The 18,237-nt window shown below is 40.1% G+C and carries 13 protein-coding genes and 1 pseudogene; 6 read left to right on the plus strand and 8 right to left on the minus strand.

Translation table 11 applies throughout. The features are described from left to right. Positions 1-54: 54 nt before the first annotated feature. A complete protein-coding gene (locus AB5935_RS02415) occupies positions 55-282 on the minus strand; it encodes a helix-turn-helix domain-containing protein (RefSeq protein ID WP_373873948.1) in 228 nt (75 codons plus the stop codon). Between the two features lie 402 nt (positions 283-684). On the opposite strand from AB5935_RS02415, the gene AB5935_RS02420 reads away from it, so the two are divergent. Beyond that, complete coding sequence (locus AB5935_RS02420) at positions 685-885, plus strand: hypothetical protein (protein WP_227216432.1); 201 nt, start codon at positions 685-687, stop codon at positions 883-885. A gap of 279 nt (positions 886-1,164) precedes the next feature. Here the strand turns inward: AB5935_RS02420 and AB5935_RS02425 are convergent, their stop codons facing one another. Next, a complete protein-coding gene (locus AB5935_RS02425; RefSeq protein WP_007841811.1) occupies positions 1,165-2,475 on the minus strand; it encodes an ATP-binding protein in 1,311 nt (436 codons plus the stop codon). A gap of 299 nt (positions 2,476-2,774) precedes the next feature. On the opposite strand from AB5935_RS02425, the gene AB5935_RS02430 reads away from it, so the two are divergent. Continuing rightward, positions 2,775-3,053: a hypothetical protein gene (locus AB5935_RS02430; protein WP_007847648.1), complete on the plus strand. Its 279-nt coding sequence runs from the start codon at positions 2,775-2,777 to the stop codon at positions 3,051-3,053. A 450-nt stretch (positions 3,054-3,503) separates the two neighbouring features. Continuing rightward, positions 3,504-5,117 carry a VapE domain-containing protein gene (locus tag AB5935_RS02435; RefSeq protein WP_007847646.1) on the plus strand — a complete coding sequence of 538 codons (1,614 nt, stop codon included), beginning with the start codon at positions 3,504-3,506 and terminating at the stop codon, positions 5,115-5,117. Positions 5,118-5,244: 127 nt separating this feature from the next. On the opposite strand, the gene AB5935_RS02440 is transcribed toward AB5935_RS02435, so the two are convergent. The 3 genes from AB5935_RS02440 to AB5935_RS02450 form a co-directional block, all read right to left on the minus strand. Further along, a complete protein-coding gene (locus AB5935_RS02440) occupies positions 5,245-6,561 on the minus strand; it encodes a FimB/Mfa2 family fimbrial subunit (RefSeq protein ID WP_038608477.1) in 1,317 nt (438 codons plus the stop codon). Beyond that, positions 6,558-7,553 (minus strand): fimbrillin family protein, encoded by a 996-nt coding sequence (locus AB5935_RS02445; protein WP_038608474.1) that lies wholly within the window; start codon positions 7,551-7,553, stop codon positions 6,558-6,560. Before AB5935_RS02445 ends, AB5935_RS02440 begins: the two co-directional genes overlap by 4 nt. Before the next feature lie 297 nt (positions 7,554-7,850). After that, entirely contained in the window at positions 7,851-9,461 is a 1,611-nt protein-coding gene (locus AB5935_RS02450) for an ATP-binding protein (RefSeq protein ID WP_038612155.1), read from the minus strand. A gap of 268 nt (positions 9,462-9,729) precedes the next feature. On the opposite strand from AB5935_RS02450, the pseudogene AB5935_RS02455 reads away from it, so the two are divergent. Then, a pseudogene (locus AB5935_RS02455) lies at positions 9,730-9,993 on the plus strand (helix-turn-helix domain-containing protein); the annotation flags it as partial. 61 nt (positions 9,994-10,054) lie between these two features. Next, positions 10,055-12,715 carry a PL29 family lyase N-terminal domain-containing protein gene (locus AB5935_RS02460; protein WP_120053624.1) on the plus strand — a complete coding sequence of 887 codons (2,661 nt, stop codon included), beginning with the start codon at positions 10,055-10,057 and terminating at the stop codon, positions 12,713-12,715. A gap of 117 nt (positions 12,716-12,832) precedes the next feature. Here AB5935_RS02460 and AB5935_RS02465 read toward each other — a convergent pair whose 3' ends face one another. The 3 genes from AB5935_RS02465 to AB5935_RS02475 form a co-directional block, all read right to left on the minus strand. After that, on the minus strand, positions 12,833-15,556 hold the full coding sequence (locus AB5935_RS02465; protein ID WP_134771468.1) for a cell surface protein: 2,724 nt from the start codon (positions 15,554-15,556) through the stop codon (positions 12,833-12,835). A gap of 61 nt (positions 15,557-15,617) precedes the next feature. Further along, positions 15,618-15,845 carry a helix-turn-helix domain-containing protein gene (locus AB5935_RS02470; RefSeq protein ID WP_080565222.1) on the minus strand — a complete coding sequence of 76 codons (228 nt, stop codon included), beginning with the start codon at positions 15,843-15,845 and terminating at the stop codon, positions 15,618-15,620. Between the two features lie 116 nt (positions 15,846-15,961). Beyond that, the gene (locus AB5935_RS02475) at positions 15,962-17,080 is read right to left on the minus strand and encodes a site-specific integrase (protein WP_008674231.1); all 1,119 of its coding nucleotides are present in this window, start codon (positions 17,078-17,080) and stop codon (positions 15,962-15,964) included. A 126-nt stretch (positions 17,081-17,206) separates the two neighbouring features. Between AB5935_RS02475 and ruvB the strand changes: the two genes are divergently transcribed. After that, positions 17,207-18,235 (plus strand): Holliday junction branch migration DNA helicase RuvB, encoded by a 1,029-nt coding sequence (ruvB, locus tag AB5935_RS02480; RefSeq protein ID WP_007834464.1) that lies wholly within the window; start codon positions 17,207-17,209, stop codon positions 18,233-18,235. The last annotated feature ends 2 nt before the right edge of the window (positions 18,236-18,237 follow it).

The raw sequence follows: 18,237 nt of genomic DNA on the forward strand, positions 1-18,237 counted from the left end.
AAACTTTAAATTTATAAATTTAAAAACTCAAAATGTTTATTGTTATAAAAGGACTTAATTGCGTTGAATCATAAAAGGATTCCGACTCTGCGATATATATTGCAGGGGAGTCATGCCAACTACTTTTCTGAACGCCACATAGAACACGCTCTTGGAGGCGAACCCGCAACGGCTGAAAAGCTCATTCACTGGGCAATCTTTACTGTCCAGCAACTCCTTCGCGCGAACCACCCTGTAGGAATTTATTAACCGCTTGAAATTGCATCCGAAGTAGTTGTTCACCGCATTACTCAGGTAGGTCGTATTCGTGCCGAAAACAAAAGAATACTTATATCACTATAAATCAACAATGTAACTACCAAATAAAAAACTACTCTGTCTATTGGTTATCTATAGAAGGTCTAAATAAATTTTTATATATTATCAACGGAGGACAGTTTGCACGAATAATTACATTTATTGAAGATAGGAAAGGTTTTCTATTATTTCAAAATGCACCTTAATAGTGCAAAATAAGCAAATATATGTACAGCAAGAGTGTGCAGATAAAAGGGGGGCCGATTTAAGCCGCCGTACCGTTATGTATCAAATGCAGAGCCTCTCTTTCAGGGATATCTCCAACTGTTTCACCGTATTTCCATCAATACTTATTCTTTATCAGATATCCTGCAACACAAAGTCGAATTGCCGAAAGATTTCCGCCCCTTGGTATATTTTACTAATTATTTAAAGAGAGGTTATTATCCTTTCGTTTTGGAAGATGATTTCGATGTGCGATTGCAACAGATTATCAACCATACTTTGGAATCTGAAATTGCCGCCATATTGAGCGCCAGCCGTAATAATATTGAAGATTATAGCCTGTACATTGAAGAAGCCGGATAAATGAATGTCATACCCTTGTGGCAATTAGGTTTGGGTTATTAAAAAGCCGGTCAATGAGGAATTTCAGTAACAAATGCCCATTGGTGAACTGTACCTGTCGTTATAAAGGGAAAGCGGCATGAAGCTTCCCCAGGGTAAGATTTCTTATTCCGGAAGGTTCCTGAAAAAAGCGATGGAACTGATATACAATTCCAAACGTGTCATGTTGTAATCCATTGTGTATCTCCCAGCTGATAGGCGTACCATAAAATAGGGGTGTGAATGCCTTTATTCCGTATCTTACATATCCTCCAATGAGTAGCCTGTATATTCTATCTGATATCTTTTTAACTCGCCTATAAGTTTTTGGGATTTTTCTTTCAAGACCGGCATAGATATTTTATTCCGGTTAATCTTTACCTCTGCTATCCGGGCTGTACGGTCAATACGGTTTACAGCTACGATATCAATTTCATTTTCTCCTTTTGAATCCCACCAGTTTCCTATAATCGTGAAACGCTCCTCTTCCCATAACTTTTGTTGGAAATATCGCTCCAATACCAAACCGGAATAAACATCATATCCTTTCTTTACAATATCCAATAATAAATCCGACCGGTGATTCTCCACCAAATCAAGGTTAGGATAGATAAAGCGGAACCAGAACTGCAGAAAATTGTCATTCAGCTTGTACTTGACTCCCTTGCTCCGTTCAGACGCAAAGATGGGACGCATCTTCTTCAAAAGGGTATAATTGATTTCAAGGTTGCGCAGATAGGCACTTGTGGTGATACCTAAAACTGAGTCGATCTCACCGGATGTATTTTTCCCGTCAGCTATCAAGCTCAAGATAGAATAATAAACGGCTCCCTCTTTTCTAAATTCCATATTGATCAAATCATTCCCTTCTGTAAGAAAAGGCATGTATTCATTGGTAAAGCAAGTAAGCATTCGTTCTTTCTTGAAAGCACCTTCGTCCATCAATGTTTCTATATATTTTGCTACCCCACCGGTCAGCATATAAAGACAAAGTAAATCCGCCGGAGTATAAGCAGGATGATAATGCCTTAGAATCTGTTTCTGTGTTGCTATGCTGAACGGCTGCAAGTCCAGACGCTTGGTCATCCGTCCATACATGGCCGATTTTTTATCCTCAAACAGTTCTTTCATCAGTGAATAAATGGAGCCGCAAGTAATGAAGTTTATTTTCATATCCGACTTGTATTTATCCCATAATTCTTGCATGTCGGCAAAAATACTCTTGCGTACATAAAAGAACTCCTGTACTTCATCTATCACTAGATTCAGCTGGTTCTGAGTGGCATACGAAAAAAGAATATCCAAAATATCACGCATAGAACGTACCGAGCCATAAACGGATATACCAAGTTCCCTCTGTATCTGTCTTTGTATAGAACTGCAGAAGGTAGCTTCCGCCTCGTTTTTCGCCAATATATAAAGGCATTGCCTACCTTGAAAATTCCGTCTTATCAGACTGGTTTTGCCGATGCGGCGTCTGCCCATGACTATGGTGAACCGTGCCGATGATGCGGACAATTCTTCCTCTCTTCTGAGAATTTCTAATTCTTTTTCTCTGCCAAAGAAATTCATATATTGTTAACATTTAGCTGTTTATAAAAATAATAACGGTTATAATAACCATGGTTATTTTTGCAAATATACTTTTGTTTATTTGGAGCAGCAAGAATTGTGATATAATTTATCTGAAAAAAAAGCTGAAAAGAATTATCGGACCTGATAAACTGGAAGAAGAAGCTATCCGGAATCTCATTTTCATCTGTATGAAGCAACAATGTATCCTGAGAATGGAAAGGCTGGGAGGATTATTGTTACATAGTCTGAAAAATATAAATCTTTCATACCGATCATAAATCAGGCTCAAAACATTGATGATTATCTGTTTATTAGCATGTCGGGATTCTGAGATTCTCTTAATCTTGAATGGCTCAGCGATAAAAGCCGGTTGTTTCTTTCTTCCTTTCATCTACCGTCGAAACACCCTGCCGATAGGCGTTCCGGCTATGAAGGGACATCCTGTCATTGCCTTTTCATTCTCCTTTCCTACCGTTCTTTCACACCTTTCCGTAAAAGGGTACAAACATACGGCTGAAACGGGAGTGAGAGGAAGTAATTTCAACCTTAACCAGCTGATCGTCTGTATGTCTTAAATAAAATGACAGGATGAATGGAGAAGGAAGCATATCGGCTTAACAAGGAAGTAATGCGATGAACAAGCTTGGCTGGCACACGGAACATGATAGGCCTGTACGCAGAACACGGCAACTTTGTACACGGAACATGCTGACGTTTTTTTTAAACGTATTGTTGTTTTTTAAAAACCTGAAGATGTATATTTAAAACCTGAAGGTATATTTTAAAAACATGTCGGCTTATTCAACAATAAACATTAGTAACGTGCAAGCCTCAACATTAGTAACGTATGAACCGTAACGTTAGTAATGTGTAGGCCTGTACGTATATATTGTATCAAGTTTCACCATATCTTGTACCAAGTTTCATTGAACTTTGCACCAAGATCTGCCATATTTCCGCCCCCTCTTGACAAACGCCTTTTTATGTTGTATATTTGTAGTTTGCCAAACTTAAAAAAGTAACTCATGAATGTATTCGCTACTCTCAAAACAGTCTTCTTCGGAAGCAAATTCCTGTCAAGCCCTGTTCCTATTGACGGAACACCGCGTCGTGATCTCGTATCCGCTCTCAACGGGCTGATGCCGCTTTGCCGGACTATACCCGGCGTGCGTCTGGCGCTGGATATCCGCGAGGGCCAAGTAGTTCTGGCATTGAACTGGACTCCACGCACCGACGGGAATGCTTCCACGGGCAGTTACCACTACATCGTGTCGGACGAAGAAGGAGTAAGAGAGATGGCCGACTCACAGGTTCTTCTCACTGAAAACGGTAAGGATAACCTGCCGGGGAGTATGGACGATTCTCGGATACATCCGATAGTCTCAACTGAAAAAACAGAGAAGGATTCCGCTCACTTGAAAAAAGATGTTCAGAAAAAAGCAGGACCAACCTCCCCAGAAGATACTGGCAAGAAAGCGAAATCACATACCCTGATGCAGGAAGTGACCGCTTTCCTCACCTCCCGCTACCGCTTCCGGTTCAATGTGCTTACTGAAGAAACTGAAGTAGCAAGTGTAGAAAACAACATTCCCGATACTCATCTGCGTTACACCAAGGTGGACGAACGATGGATGAACTCACTAAGTCTGGAGGCTATTGAAACGGGCATAGACTGTTGGGACAGGGACATTCAACGCTTTGTGCGCTCACGCCGCATCAGTGAATACCATCCCTTTACTGCCTATTTTGAGCAGCTTCCCGAATGGGACGGCACGGACCGGGTGTCCGCGTTGGCACGCAGGGTGTCCGACGACCCGATATGGGTGAACGGTTTCCACCGTTGGATGCTGGGACTCTCCGCTCAATGGATGCAGCTCAATCCGGATAACAACCGCGCCAACAGTGTGGCTCCCCTGCTGGTGAGCAGCCGCCAGGGATTGGGGAAAAGTACGTTCTGCCGTCTGCTGATGCCCGATACGCTGAAATCCTACTACACGGAAAGTTATGACCTAAGTTCCCCGGCATCCGCCGAAGCCAAGCTGGCCGCCTACGGATTAATCAACTTGGATGAATTCGACAAACTAGGTGCATCCAAAATGCCTTTGCTGAAGAACTTGATGCAAGCCTCCGCACTGAATATCCGCAAGGCTTACAAACACAGCGCTTCATCGCTTCCCCGTATTGCCTCGTTCATCGGCACCAGCAACCGGGAGGATTTGCTGGTAGACCGCACCGGCTCACGCCGCTTTCTTTGCGTCAGTCTGAAACATGCCATAGACTGCACCACGTCCGTAGAGCATAAGCAATTGTACGCCCAGCTTAAAACAGAACTTCTATCCGGTGAACGAAGCTGGTTCAATAAAGAAGAGGAACAGACTATACAGCAACATAATGCCCTATTCTACAAGCATGTACCCGAAGAAGAGGTGTTCCGCCTTTGCTTTCGCTTTGCTACAGAAGAGGACAATCCGCAGGAAGTGCTTAGCCTCTCCGCCACCCAGCTGTTTGAACGTATGAAGGCAGCCCATCCTTCGATCATGAGAGGGATGACCGCTTACAGCCTGAGCCGTATCCTGCCCCAGCTGGGCGAACGGGTACATACCACCAAAGGAAATGTATACCGGGTGGTAGAATGTTAACTTTCAATTAATTGAGAATTTATCTATGGAAATGAGATTCCCGGTATGGAAGTCGATTAGACGCATTCACACTCTCAAGCATATATTGTCAAGAAGTGTGAATGCCCTTTTCTAGTATATGAATGGGTCATCCGGCATCATAATGAGCGCTGCATACCAAACGTATTTTGTATTTCACCGTACTCCCCGCCTGTAAAAATTTGGATGAGGTTTTAAATCCGAATGCATATATGCTTCCGTTATGATCATATACATACCGTTTCTCAATATCCAATAACGGGTCTCCGTTTCTTAATCCCTCTATGGTTTCATTCAGTTCATCCAGTGATGATCCGCTGAACGTCTTATGCAATACTTTTGCCTCCTCTTCAGTCGGAAGATGCCATCCGTCTGCTTCCTCCTCCTGTATGATATTCCGCACATCGGAAGCGAATCCACTCCACTCATCCAGACTCATCAACAAAATATCCGCCCCTGTGGAACTTGCATTCTCTATGCCAGCTACAATACCGCCGTTCCAGATACCGCCAATTTCGGGTAGCCCGGAAAGATCCGGATTAATGGGAGGCGGCTCACTACCGCCATTACCTTCATCAGCACCGCCAAAATTGAATTTGATGTCTACCGGAGCCTTCCATTCACCTGATATCAAACTGCCCCCTACCGTGACATCACCCGAATAGCTACCCCCGATATTCAATGGCACGTTCGCTTCCGGCTTTCCTTTGAAAGTGTATCCAAACGTCTTTGTCTGACTATTATCTTCCAAGGTTATGGAAAAAACAGTCTGAGAGCCGCTCCCCGGAAAAATATAAAAAGGCTTTGCACTCCAGATTCCACCCGGCTCAGACTCACAAATAATTTCCGTACTCTTGTCTTTGCCGGAATACTCCCTTGTAAACGACAGGGAAGAATATAAAGGCGAAATCTGCAAACTCACCTTTTTAACGTTTGCCGGTATATCTTCCAAACTGATATTGACTAAAGATACAGCATAATAGAGGGTTACAGAAACAGATATATTTTTCTTATTGGCAATTGTCACAGTTGAAGTGCCCATCATTAGCGCGCGTGAGCTTCTGTTATTTTCTTTCATAACAATTACATCATCAAGGCTAGGATCTTTCGGAACGATATATTCCTCTCCCAAACCGGCTATTGCAACAATAGTATATCGGGCAGGAGGTAACTTCATTTCAATCTGGGCGTTATCTGTCATTTTCAGACTGGCAGAACAGCTGCCGTCCTCTGCAAACGCATAGATATAGGCCGGATAATTAATCTGGGATTCTCCGCTAGACCTGGCAGATATCTTTAAAGGAAGATTTGTTTGCGAGACTCCGTCTTCATCGTCTTCTTCATCATACATCGGGCGTTGGCAAGAAACAGCAGACAGCAGCAATAGAAACAGAAGCACCTTTAATTCGGTTAATCTATAATTCATAACATATTATTTGTTTGTGGGTTTATTTCTTCTCCATTTATAACTATATCCTCTTCTTCATTTCCCGGAGTCCAACCCGAAATACTTCCTCCCGTTATAATTACATTTCCGTCTTTTACTACAATATTGTATTTATGAATACATCCGGACAATAAGCCCGGAGACAGGTCGTCTCGTCGTGTTATGTAATATTTGTTGTTACGGGTATATTCAATGGTGAGATTAACAGAATGGTTTTTCACAGCTTTCGGATCAATGTTTCCGTCATTCTCGCCCCCGTTCAGGATAAAATAAAAAGAAACATCCTGATTGTTCATGGTGTGTGACGGAGTAATCTGGAAGGTTTCCTTGGGAGTTTCGCTGATGGTGATGCTGTTCGTCTCAAAGGAGTAGTATCCTTGGGTCGTCAACCCATTTCCTTCAAGTCTGATTTTGTCAATAACGGCCTGTGCCATATCTCCTTCACCCTTTATGTTTATCTTTAATAGTGACAAAACGTGCTTAAATGAATAATCGCCCGAAAAGGCCACATTGCCAAGGTCGGTATCGTAGGAAAGCTTCCTGGATGCTACTAGAAAGTCATATTGGTCAATATTTTCCCAAGTCCCGTTCTGGCTGTCGAGAGAAGGCATTTTTATATTTTCCTTACTTTCGGCTTTGGAACCGGAGTGGGGATAATATGCGTAAAAAGTATGTTCCTGGTTTTTATCTTTCCAAAAGACACTCTTTTCTGTAGTCCAGGAAGTTCCATCGAATATCCAGCAGACGGCGCTGTCATTGTCCATAAAAACACCTATATCATCGGTTTTACTAAAACTAGCGATGGCATTTTCATTATCTTGCAAATAGCGTGCTCCGGAAACTGTTTTCCCGATTCTTGCCATAATGGATACCGTGTACTCTTTTTCTTGTGATTGCTCTAATTCCTCACTACCTTGGCAGGCAGAGAAGCACATGAACGTCAATAGCGATACATACAATGATCTTTTCATTCTTTTATTTTATAATAGTGAGGGACAAAACATCAGCTTATCCGTTAAAATTAAAATGAGGACAAGTTGAATTGGTCGAGGATTAAAGCATGTCTGCTTATTGTCGGTAAGAAATTAAACTTGTGTTCGGCTGCGAAAATAATTCATTCTTAGCAAAAAGAAAAATAAAATGATAAAAAGATGAAAATTAAATGTGTTATGCCGGCAACAGCATGAACATTCTTACCGGTATATTCCCATAAAAAATAGTGGAAGGCAATCTTTTGTTTAACGCTTTAGGCTGACTATGACTAAATCTTACCTGTAAATTATCTCCTTCCATTCTTCTACAGTACGTGTAAGGGAAGAAAAATTCACCCCGATACAGACTATTTTACGGTTATCGGTCAAATAAGATCGGGCATAGCCTTTCTCTGCTATTTGCTGTAAAGCCTCCTCTGCTGTTCCGTCCATCTTGAATTCGAAAATGTAAACATATTCGTCCATTTCCAATATGCAGTCCACTCGTCCGAAGCTCTGGCGATTCTCACAATGGATTGCACGGCAATAAACTCCTATCAAACGGAGAATCAGATAAAAAGTGTATTGGAAATGTTTCTCAGTCATATCCAATTCCTTCAAGGAAGTGTGAGAGTCATACGGGATGCTTGCAAGAAAGGCGGTCAGAGAATCACAAAAAGCGGAGGTGTTCCCTTGCTCAAGGCAAGTAACAGCATCGATAATCCAACTGTTGACCTCTCCACCTCCGGGTTTCAAATAATGTGCTGCCAATACGGACAAGAACCCTTTACGCACCTCATTATTGGGAAAATCGAGCAGATAAGTTCCCATACGTCTATTATATTCTTTAATAGTGAGATATCCGCTCTGATAAATCATGGGTAGAGGCTGTTCCACATCAGCCTTATAATCCACAAACAAAGAAGGAACATAATAACGTCCGGCAAGTTCGTTTATCTGCTCGCGGCTGTGTTGCAGCAGACGAACCAAATAGGTGGGAGTACCTGTAGAGAACCAGTAATCACGAATTGCCATACTGTCAAAAGCATTAAGAATGCTGAACGGATTGTAAATGTCGGTCATCCTCTCTCCAAAATGATATCCGTCATATTGCCGTCTGAGAAGTTCCTTCATTTCTTTCACTGTGTACTGATATTTAGCAGCTAACTGTATGGTGGGTTCTTCGAAAAATGCTTCCAGCTCATTCTGGGTGATACCGCACAAGGCTTCGTACCGTTCATCCATACTGATATCTTTAGGCTGGTTAAATCCACTGAAAACACTTACTTGGGAAAACTTTGTTACTCCGGTCAACAATACGAATCTCAAGTATTGATCGGCTCCTTTAAAGGTAGAATAAAAGGATTTCAATATTTCCCGGTTATGGTTCTCCAATAGAACTTGCTTTCCATAATCATCATAAAAACAAGCTTCCGTATCTAATACATCCAGAATAGGTTTGTCATATTCATCAATCAGAACTACCGCACGCCGCCCTGTCCGTTCATAAGCCCGACGAAGTATTTCAATGAAACGGGTTCCTATGGTTGTATAATTGGGATTCTTGCCATAAATATCTTCCCAGTTCCCTAAATAGCCTTCAATGGTAGCCTCCAGAATTCCGGATTGTGTATACAGTCCTCCATTAAAGTCTATACGAAAGATAGGATACTCATACCAGTCTTTTTCCAATCCGTCGATTTCCAGTCCGGCAAACAAATCTTTGCGTCCCTGGAAATAACAGGCAAGGGTACTTACCAGCAGGCTTTTGCCAAAACGGCGTGGACGGCTCAAGAAATAAGTCTTGCCTTGTGTTACCAAGTTGTAAATCAAGCCGGTCTTATCCACATATACATAGCCATCTTCACGGATTTGGTCAAAACTCTGTATTCCAATAGGGTATTTCATATTTTGTTGCGGTTCTAGAATGAATGATGAAACAAAGATATTAGTAAATGACAAACAAAGCAAATAAAGGATTTGTTTTTTCTGCTTATGACAAGTTTTTCCGTTTCCTATTAATGGATAATCGCCTGTTTCTGTCCATATATATTGGCATTCTGTCCTTTAAAGGATACTTTGAAAAGTATTTAGAATCTATCTATTCTGCAATAAGATATACTTCTTCTTCTGAATTTGCTATATCATTGTTTGTCAGTGTTATACATATTTTTTTGTATCCGGCACGAATACGACCTACCTGAGTAATGCGGTGAACAACTACTTCGGATGCAATTTCAAGCGGTTAATAAATTCCTACAGGGTGGTTCGCGCGAAGGAGTTGCTGGACGGTAAAGATTGCCCGGTGAATGAGCTTTTCAGCCGTTGCGGGTTCGCCTCCAAGAGCGTGTTCTATGTGGCGTTCAGAAAAGTAGTTGGCATGACTCCCCTGCAATATATATCGCAGAGTCGGAATCCTTTTATGATTCAACGCAATTAAGTCCTTTTATAACAATAAACATTTTGAGTTTTTAAATTTATAAATTTAAAGTTTTTCTATTATGAACAAAAAATTTTTAAGTGCAATCCTGTTCGGAGCCTTGATGGTTTCTTCGACAGGAACATTTGTATCTTGTAAAGACTATGATGATGACATCGATCGTATCGACAATACGTTGAACGATTTGAAGTCTAAATTGGATGCTTTGCAGACAAAAGTAGAAGGTGGCAAATATGTTACTAATGTAGCCAAAGATGGTGAAGGCATTATCATCACTTGGAATGATAATTCTACCAACAAGATTGAAACGATTAAAGGCGACAAGGGTGATAAAGGTGATGCTGTAGAAATCACTATTGATCCGACTACCAAGAATTGGAAGATTGATGGTGTTGACACTGGTATCTGTGCAGAAGGTAAAAACGGTACTTCTTCCAATGGCGTCAACGCAAAATCTCCTTCAATTGACCCGACTACAGGAAACTGGGTGGTTTATGAATGGAATGAAGAAAAGCAGGAATATGTAGGTACTGACACAGGTATCTCTGCAAAAGGAGCTAGTGCTTATGTAGTAGACGAAGGTAACTATTACACTTTGAATGTGGCTGCTGACAAAGCAGGTTCTTCTTATACTACTGTGAAACTTCCGAAAACTCCTGTGGTTATTACTGAAATTGAGGTGTTAGGATTGGTTGAGTCTGAAGATGGAGTTGCTTCTATAGTAACAGAAGGAAATAAATTCCAATATAACTATACATTCATTGAGGCATTGACTGATGCACACAAAGAATGGAATAAAGAAGAAGGTGTTAAGAAACTTGCTGCTGGACAAGTTCTTTCTACTTTAGAAAAGAGTAACTTCTTAGTACGTGTAGCTCCTGCTAAACTTGATGCTAGTAAGTTTACTTTCTCTTTGGTAAATTCAAAACTTGCTGAAGCACCTGTCGCATTGGATGCTCCTGTTGCTTGTAATGACCTTTTAGTTAGAGCTATTTCTGGTAATGGTTTGTGGACTATCGCAGCTACTGCTAAGGAAGGACTTACTTATGATAAAGCTGCTGATTACGAAAATGAATTTAAAAAAGGTGGTAAAGCAATTTTATTTGCTCTGCAGGAAAAAGACGGTTTCGCAACTCTGTATGATTTATCATTTGAGAAAAAAAACGATATGGAATTAACTGCTAAGGTTGATAAAGTAAATGCTGAATCTGTTAGCGGTTCACAAAATTCTGAATATGGTAAAACAGAATTGCAAGCATTGAAAAATGAAGCAGGTCAATCCAAAAAGCTTAATGAAATCAGCTTAGGGGATGTAGCAATCACTTTTGATAATGCTGTTTATGACGCTCACTTGCATATTGATAATGCTACCATTCAACGTTGGGGCATTACTAATGTCAATGGTACTTCATTTACTGTAAATAAACGTCCTGATGATGTAACTGTTGCCAACTTCCAAGTACAAGTTCACTATGTAACATTGAAAGGTGAAGTTAAGTCTGAATACATTCCATTCAAGGTTGGTAAGTCTTATGCTAACGTAACGACTCTGGCTAGCAAGAATATTGAAATTTCTGCAACTAACGCTAACAACAAATTTGAGAATTCATTAGACCCAATGTACACTAACTTGGGTGATAATGTAGATTTGTGGAAAGCTGATGTTGATGAATTAGTAATTACTTATGAATACTTCAATGCTGATGGCAAATGGGTAGCTGCTGATGGAACAAACAACGCTGGTAACATTAAGGCAGAACTTGATGAAAAGACTTCTAAGGTTACTGTTTCTATGGTATCTAACACCACTAAGATGGATTTGACTAAATCTTATCGTGTTAAGATTAACTTTGAAGATGTTAACGGTGAAGTATTGAATACAGTATATCAACCTATTACATTCTCTATCCCTGCAATGTCTCACATTTTTGTTCAACAACCAGGTGTCTTTGTAGATGGTGTAGCTTATGCTTATATGGATGCTAAAGCTAATAGAGGCGGTAATGCTGTTGCTGCATCTTATAACGTGAAGGGTGCATTCGTTGACTTGGCAAACAAGTTGGGTACTAGTACATTCAAAGCAAATCTTGATGCTGAGACCAAAATTGTTGATGATTATAGGTCTGAAGGATTGGCTGAATTGAATGATACAGAGCTTGCTAAAGATGATATTGCTACTTGGACTATCACTTTGAAAGATGTAGAAAAGAGTGAAATTAACGGAACTCAAAAGGGATATGGCAAAGAATTGATTGTAAACATCACAAATGTTAAGTATTTGAATGTATATGACTATAAAGATGAAGTTTACACATTCAAGATTTCAGTTTTGTCTCCGATCCTCGAAGGTAAAGTAACCGCTATTGGTGGCGAAGTTATTGTTCCCGCTACAAAACAGGATGGTTATAAAGTTAATGACTCTCATATCAAGGGGTACACTTATAACAATGAAGTTTATAGTATCTTCTCTGACGCAAAAGCACCTGAATACTGGAAACGTAAGGAAATTAATTCTGTAAACTTTGCTACAGGAAATGAGAATGTCTTTACATGTGATGCAACAGGTTCTGACTACGTAGATGCTAAAAACTTGGGTTCAGTAACTGTATACCCGAAGAACTTGAAGGAAACAACTTCTGAAAACATGACTGTAACAGTTAAAGATGCTTGGGGTTATACATTAACCCAAAAAGTGAAAGTAACAGTGAAAGTTGGTGAATAATATTTCATTGATTTTGAGTAAACCAAACATAGAAAAGAGTGACTCTGCAAAGAGCCACTCTTTTTTTATAGAGTAATAGAAAGAATATACATTTAAAGCATAATCTATTCTTCTATGTTATCGTTTGTTAACAGTCATAGCAACTTTAATTATTACATCGTGACCATACATATCCTTGCACTTGATAGTCAATGTAGAAGGAACAGCAGCAGTCGGATTCGTTTCAGAAGACAAAGCAGTAGCCTTGAAACCTGTAATATGCTTATTATCTATAATTACATCAAAGTATTCTTCTTCACCATTTGCATCACTGGTCAAAGTCGCATCTGTAATAATCAGACTTGATTCATAAGGTGTACTTAACAGTCTGCTATATCTGCTATCTTTAGCACTTGTTCCAAAAATGAAGCTGTCAGCAGCAAAGTCAAGACGATCTGTACCATAAGTTAATTTTGTAGACGGCATTGCAGTGGTATAATTACCGTCGCCATCCTTATCAGTATACGGAGCGCCTAATTGTTCGCGAGTAGCCCATGCCCAAGTATAAGTGCTATTATAAATACAGTTGTAGATAGTTTCAAATCTTTCAGCTTCTCTAGTTACATCATCATAACCACCTTCAGAATTCTTCATTGAAGAAATCTTACCATAGTTGTAAACCACTGTAGTGGTATGTTTAACTGAGTTGTTGATGTAATCTTTAACAACTTCCAACGTTTTGTCTCCGGCAACTACTACAGCAACGTCTTTATTTCCATCCTTCTTAGATGTAGCGAATGTTATGTTATAGTTAGCGGCAGCACCTGTACCATAGTTGAATACTTCAGACATCTTCATAGAACCCTTTGTAGCTGTTTCAGCTGTCCAAGCGATACCATTGGCGTCATTCATAGGAATCATGTAACAATTATAGATGCCATCAGTAACCTGTGCAGTTTTAACAGAGAATCCCGCAGGAATAGTATTAGGCAATACCTTAGTCATAGAAACTTTCATAGTGGCTAATACATGTCCTGAAGCATTCTTGATAGTCAATGTTCCATTATAAGTTTTGTTATCTTCATACTTGGTCCAGTCATCAACAGTCGGAACAGTATAAACTTTGGCAACCTTGCTGAAATCTGCCGGGAATGTATTTGGAGCAGCTGTATTGTACAGTACATTATTATTAGCATCAACAAAGATAGCATTGAATGCAGGATTTACATTATTAACCTTGTCTGTAGTCCAAGTAGCAGCAGTCGGAGCAGTTAACTTAGTCAAAGACACAGCAACCTTATCTGACTGAGTGGCAGTAACAGCTTTGTCAGTCGGATTAAGTGCAGTAACAGTAGTGGCAGTAGCATTCCAATCTGTAGCAGCATTACCTAACTGCACATAAAACGCTTTACCATCAGGATCAACTAAAGTACCATCAAAGTTTACAGCATATACACGGAAACCAATAACATCATTAATAGCCGTAGTGCTGTTGATGGTAATTTCTGTAGAAGTACCTTCAACCACTGTATTCAAACCAGAATAAGTATAGCTATTCCATGCATTCAATTCAGACGGTGCAGATTCTACCGCATTAGCCTTATCTAAAACTACATAAATACCACGGATATTTACCGGAGCTGTTACTTTATCATCGGCTGTAGACAAAGCAATTTTGATAGCCTCTCCTTGTACTGCAGGATATGATTTTTTATCTTGACGGTCGTCTATGTTATCTATTTTAACATTTGTATTAACCTTATCTAAAGGAATAATGGTAGTAGCCGCATCACTCTTCCAAGCTAATTCTTTATATGTTACATTAGTACCATCTTCTGCTTTAGTGAAACGATTATGAATATCCTTGACGTTTGTTGCATCAACAAAATAGTTTAAAGACTTTTCACCTACATATTCAGTCCAATCCAAAGTTAAGTCATAAGATGAAATAACTTCTCTTGTTTCAGCAGTAGACAAGGTGTTATTTACCTGTACAGCAAAGAGAATAGATTCAGTATCATTGCCAACTTTGGTTTCTGTTACAGCAGAAAAAGCTTTTTCATCATAATTCTTCAAAGCAACTGTAACTTCCCACAATCCGTTGTTTCCTGCCGCACGGCTTAATAATCCATTATATTTCTCAACTTTCTGAACAGATAAAAATTCATTCAAGTTCTGTCCTTGGCTATTAGTCAAAGAAATCATATCAGGAGTAAGAACCGCATTTGTCGGAGATACACGTACTACAAACTTGTCACCAGTCTGAACTTGTTTACCCTTAGTAAATGTTATAGCATTTGTAATACCTTCACTAAATACGTTTTCTTTTTCAATAGCAGTAGAAAAAGTCAGTCCATCGCCTGTAGGATTAGCAGAATACGAAGCCACCAGTTCTACACTAGTAACCATATCAGCAATCTTGCCTACAATGTCTTCTACTTTCTTAGTAGCAGCATCAACTTTCTCTGCCATATCTTTTAATGCAGCATCTGTGGATTCTTCTACTTCCTTTTTTAATGTCGCAATTTCTGCTTGAACAGCTTTGATCGCTTCTGCCTTTGCATCTGCAACAGCCTTGTCTGCAGCGGCTTTTGCAGCAGCGGCAGCATCACCAGCAGCTTTTGCAGCAGTTTCAGCGGCAGTTGCCTTAGCAAGAGCATCGCTTGCATCTTTTGCGGCAGTAGTTAAAGCAGCCTGCAAAGTAGCGATCTGAGAAGTCATGTCCTCCTTAGTCGCCAGTTTGTTAATTTGTTCCTGCAAATTGTCTATGTCATCATCATAGTCTTTACAAGATACAAATGTTCCTGTTGAAGAAACCATCAAGGCTCCGAACAGGATTGCACTTAAAAATTTTTTGTTCATAATAGAAAAACTTTAAATTTATAAATTTAAAAACTCAAAATGTTTATTGTTATAAAAGGACTTAATTGCGTTGAATCATAAAAGGACTCCGACTCTGCGATATATATTGCAGGGGAGTCATGCCAACTACTTTTCTGAATGCCACATAGAACACGCTCTTGGAGGCAAACCCGCAACGGCTGAAAAGCTCGCTCACAGGGCAATCTTTACCGTCCAGCAACTCTTTCGCGCGAGCCACTCTGTAAGAATTTATCAACCGCTTGAAGTTGCATCCGAAGTAGTTGTTCACCGCATTACTCAGGTAGGTCGTATTCGTGCCGGATACTATACAGTAATACTAATTGTTTGAATACCAGTTGTATGTGTGACAACTTTAATGATGTAAGGGCCATTTCAGGTTCTTTTTTATTTATAATTGACAATAATATCCGGTAAACTATCTACTGCTTTTTGTTTGAGTTCATCTATGATATGAACATATTTTTCAGTGTGCCGGGTAGTAGAATGTCCTGCAAGACTGGCGGCTGTTTTGATATTAGCTCCATTTGCCATAATGTTGGTGATAAATGAGTGTCGGGCACAGTGGAAGGTAATGTGTTTGTGTATATTAGCTCTTTTTACCCATTTGTTTAAAATCCTTAGTGTGTAAGAATAGGAGGGGAGCCCGAATACCAAGTCCTCATTAATGCCTTTATGCCTTTGTAGGAGTTTGATGGCAGTGTGGTTTAAGTTTAGATGCAAGATTGCGTTTTTGGAGTGTGACTGTACTTTCTGTTGCAGAATAGTAAGGCGGTTTGATGAGAAATCTATGTCTTTATATTGCAATTGATGTACATCACACCAGCGCAGCCCGCAATAGCAAGAAAACAAGAATGCCCTTTTTACTTCGTTGTTGGGGCATGGAGTGATAGCAAGTTTCTGAATCTCTTTTAAACTGAGGATTGCTTTGGTTACTTCATCAAACTGCATCAGGCGGATACCATCTGTAGGATTAGATGTCATTAACTTTTTTTCTATACATTTATTAATGCACATTCTGAACTTCTTGAAATATCCGATGGGAGTGTTGCCTCGGAGATGATCCCTGAGATACTCAAGAAAGTTTATACAAAAATCTTTTGTGAGAAGGGTTACAGGTAAGCTTTTCTTTCTTGTAAACAGTCGCAGATGGGTGATACATGCCCTAACCATTTTCTTGTCCTTTTTGTGATAGGTATCCAGGAATTGTCCTATCAGAATATAGAAATCGGGAACATTGCTTTTATCTGTTGGAAGTATATCATCGAATGTATTTTCTATATCGTTCAGATGATATTCAACGGATAAGAATTCTAGTTCCTTTTTTGCTCTTATCTGCCTGGCAATTAGTATCTTGTTTTTGTTCTCCGCTCTTCGCTCTGCACTGGTAGGAGCATCCAGAATGATACCCAAATACTCTTTGCGGCGTTTTCCGTTATAACTGTAATTTAAATAAAGCGAAACTCTTCCTTTGTTCAATTGTTTCTTTCCTAATGTAATTCCCATAATGAATAATAATTAATACAATAATAATGTTGAAAAGAAGGACCATAGAGGGACTGAAAATGAATTCCTCCATCTTTCTTTCTATAATAATAATATCTTTTGTACCTTTGTGTCATAAACAAAAAAATGGAAGAAAATTTTGATATACGCGAGCAACAGCTCACAACTAAAGAACGCGATTTTGAGAATGCCTTACGTCCGTTGAATTTTGAAGATTTTAGCGGACAGGATAAGGTGGTAGATAATCTGCGCATCTTTGTCAAGGCGGCGCGTCTGCGGGCCGAGGCGTTAGACCATGTTCTTTTGCACGGACCTCCTGGCTTGGGCAAGACGACCTTAAGTAATATCATTGCCAATGAACTGGGAGTAGGTTTTAAAGTAACCTCAGGACCGGTGCTGGATAAACCGGGGGATTTGGCGGGAGTACTGACCAGCTTGGAACCCAATGATGTGCTTTTTATTGATGAAATACATCGGTTGAGCCCTGTGGTAGAAGAATATCTGTATTCTGCCATGGAGGATTATCGTATTGATATAATGATAGACAAGGGACCTTCGGCGCGTAGTATCCAGTTGGAGCTGAGTCCGTTTACTTTGGTTGGAGCCACTACCAGGAGTGGGTTGCTGACTGCGCCTTTGCGTGCCCGTTTTGGAATTAATCTTCATTTGGAGTATTATGACGATGATGTATTGACAAGCATTATCCGTCGCTCTGCTAATATATTGAATGTGCCTTGTGACATGAAAGCAGCGGGTGAGATTGCTTCGCGCAGCCGTGGAACGCCCCGTATTGCAAATGCGTTGTTGAGGCGTGTCCGTGATTTTGCCCAGGTGAAAGGTTCCGGAAGGATTGATGTGGAAATTGCCCGGTTTGCTTTAGAAGCCTTGAACATTGACAGATATGGACTGGATGAGATAGATAACAAGATTTTATGTACTATTATAGATAAGTTTAAGGGAGGTCCTGTGGGGCTGACTACTATTGCAACCGCTTTGGGTGAAGACGCCGGAACAATAGAGGAGGTTTATGAACCTTTTTTGATTAAAGAAGGTTTCTTAAAACGTACTCCGCGTGGACGTGAGGTCACGGAACTGGCCTATATACACTTGGGACGGAGCATTTATAATAGTCAGAAGACATTATTTGATGATTAGAA

This window comes from Phocaeicola sp. RTP21198st1_B8_RTP21198_201120 (genome assembly GCF_040929485.1).
In the GTDB taxonomy this organism is placed as follows: Bacteria; Bacteroidota; Bacteroidia; order Bacteroidales; family Bacteroidaceae; genus Phocaeicola; species Phocaeicola dorei.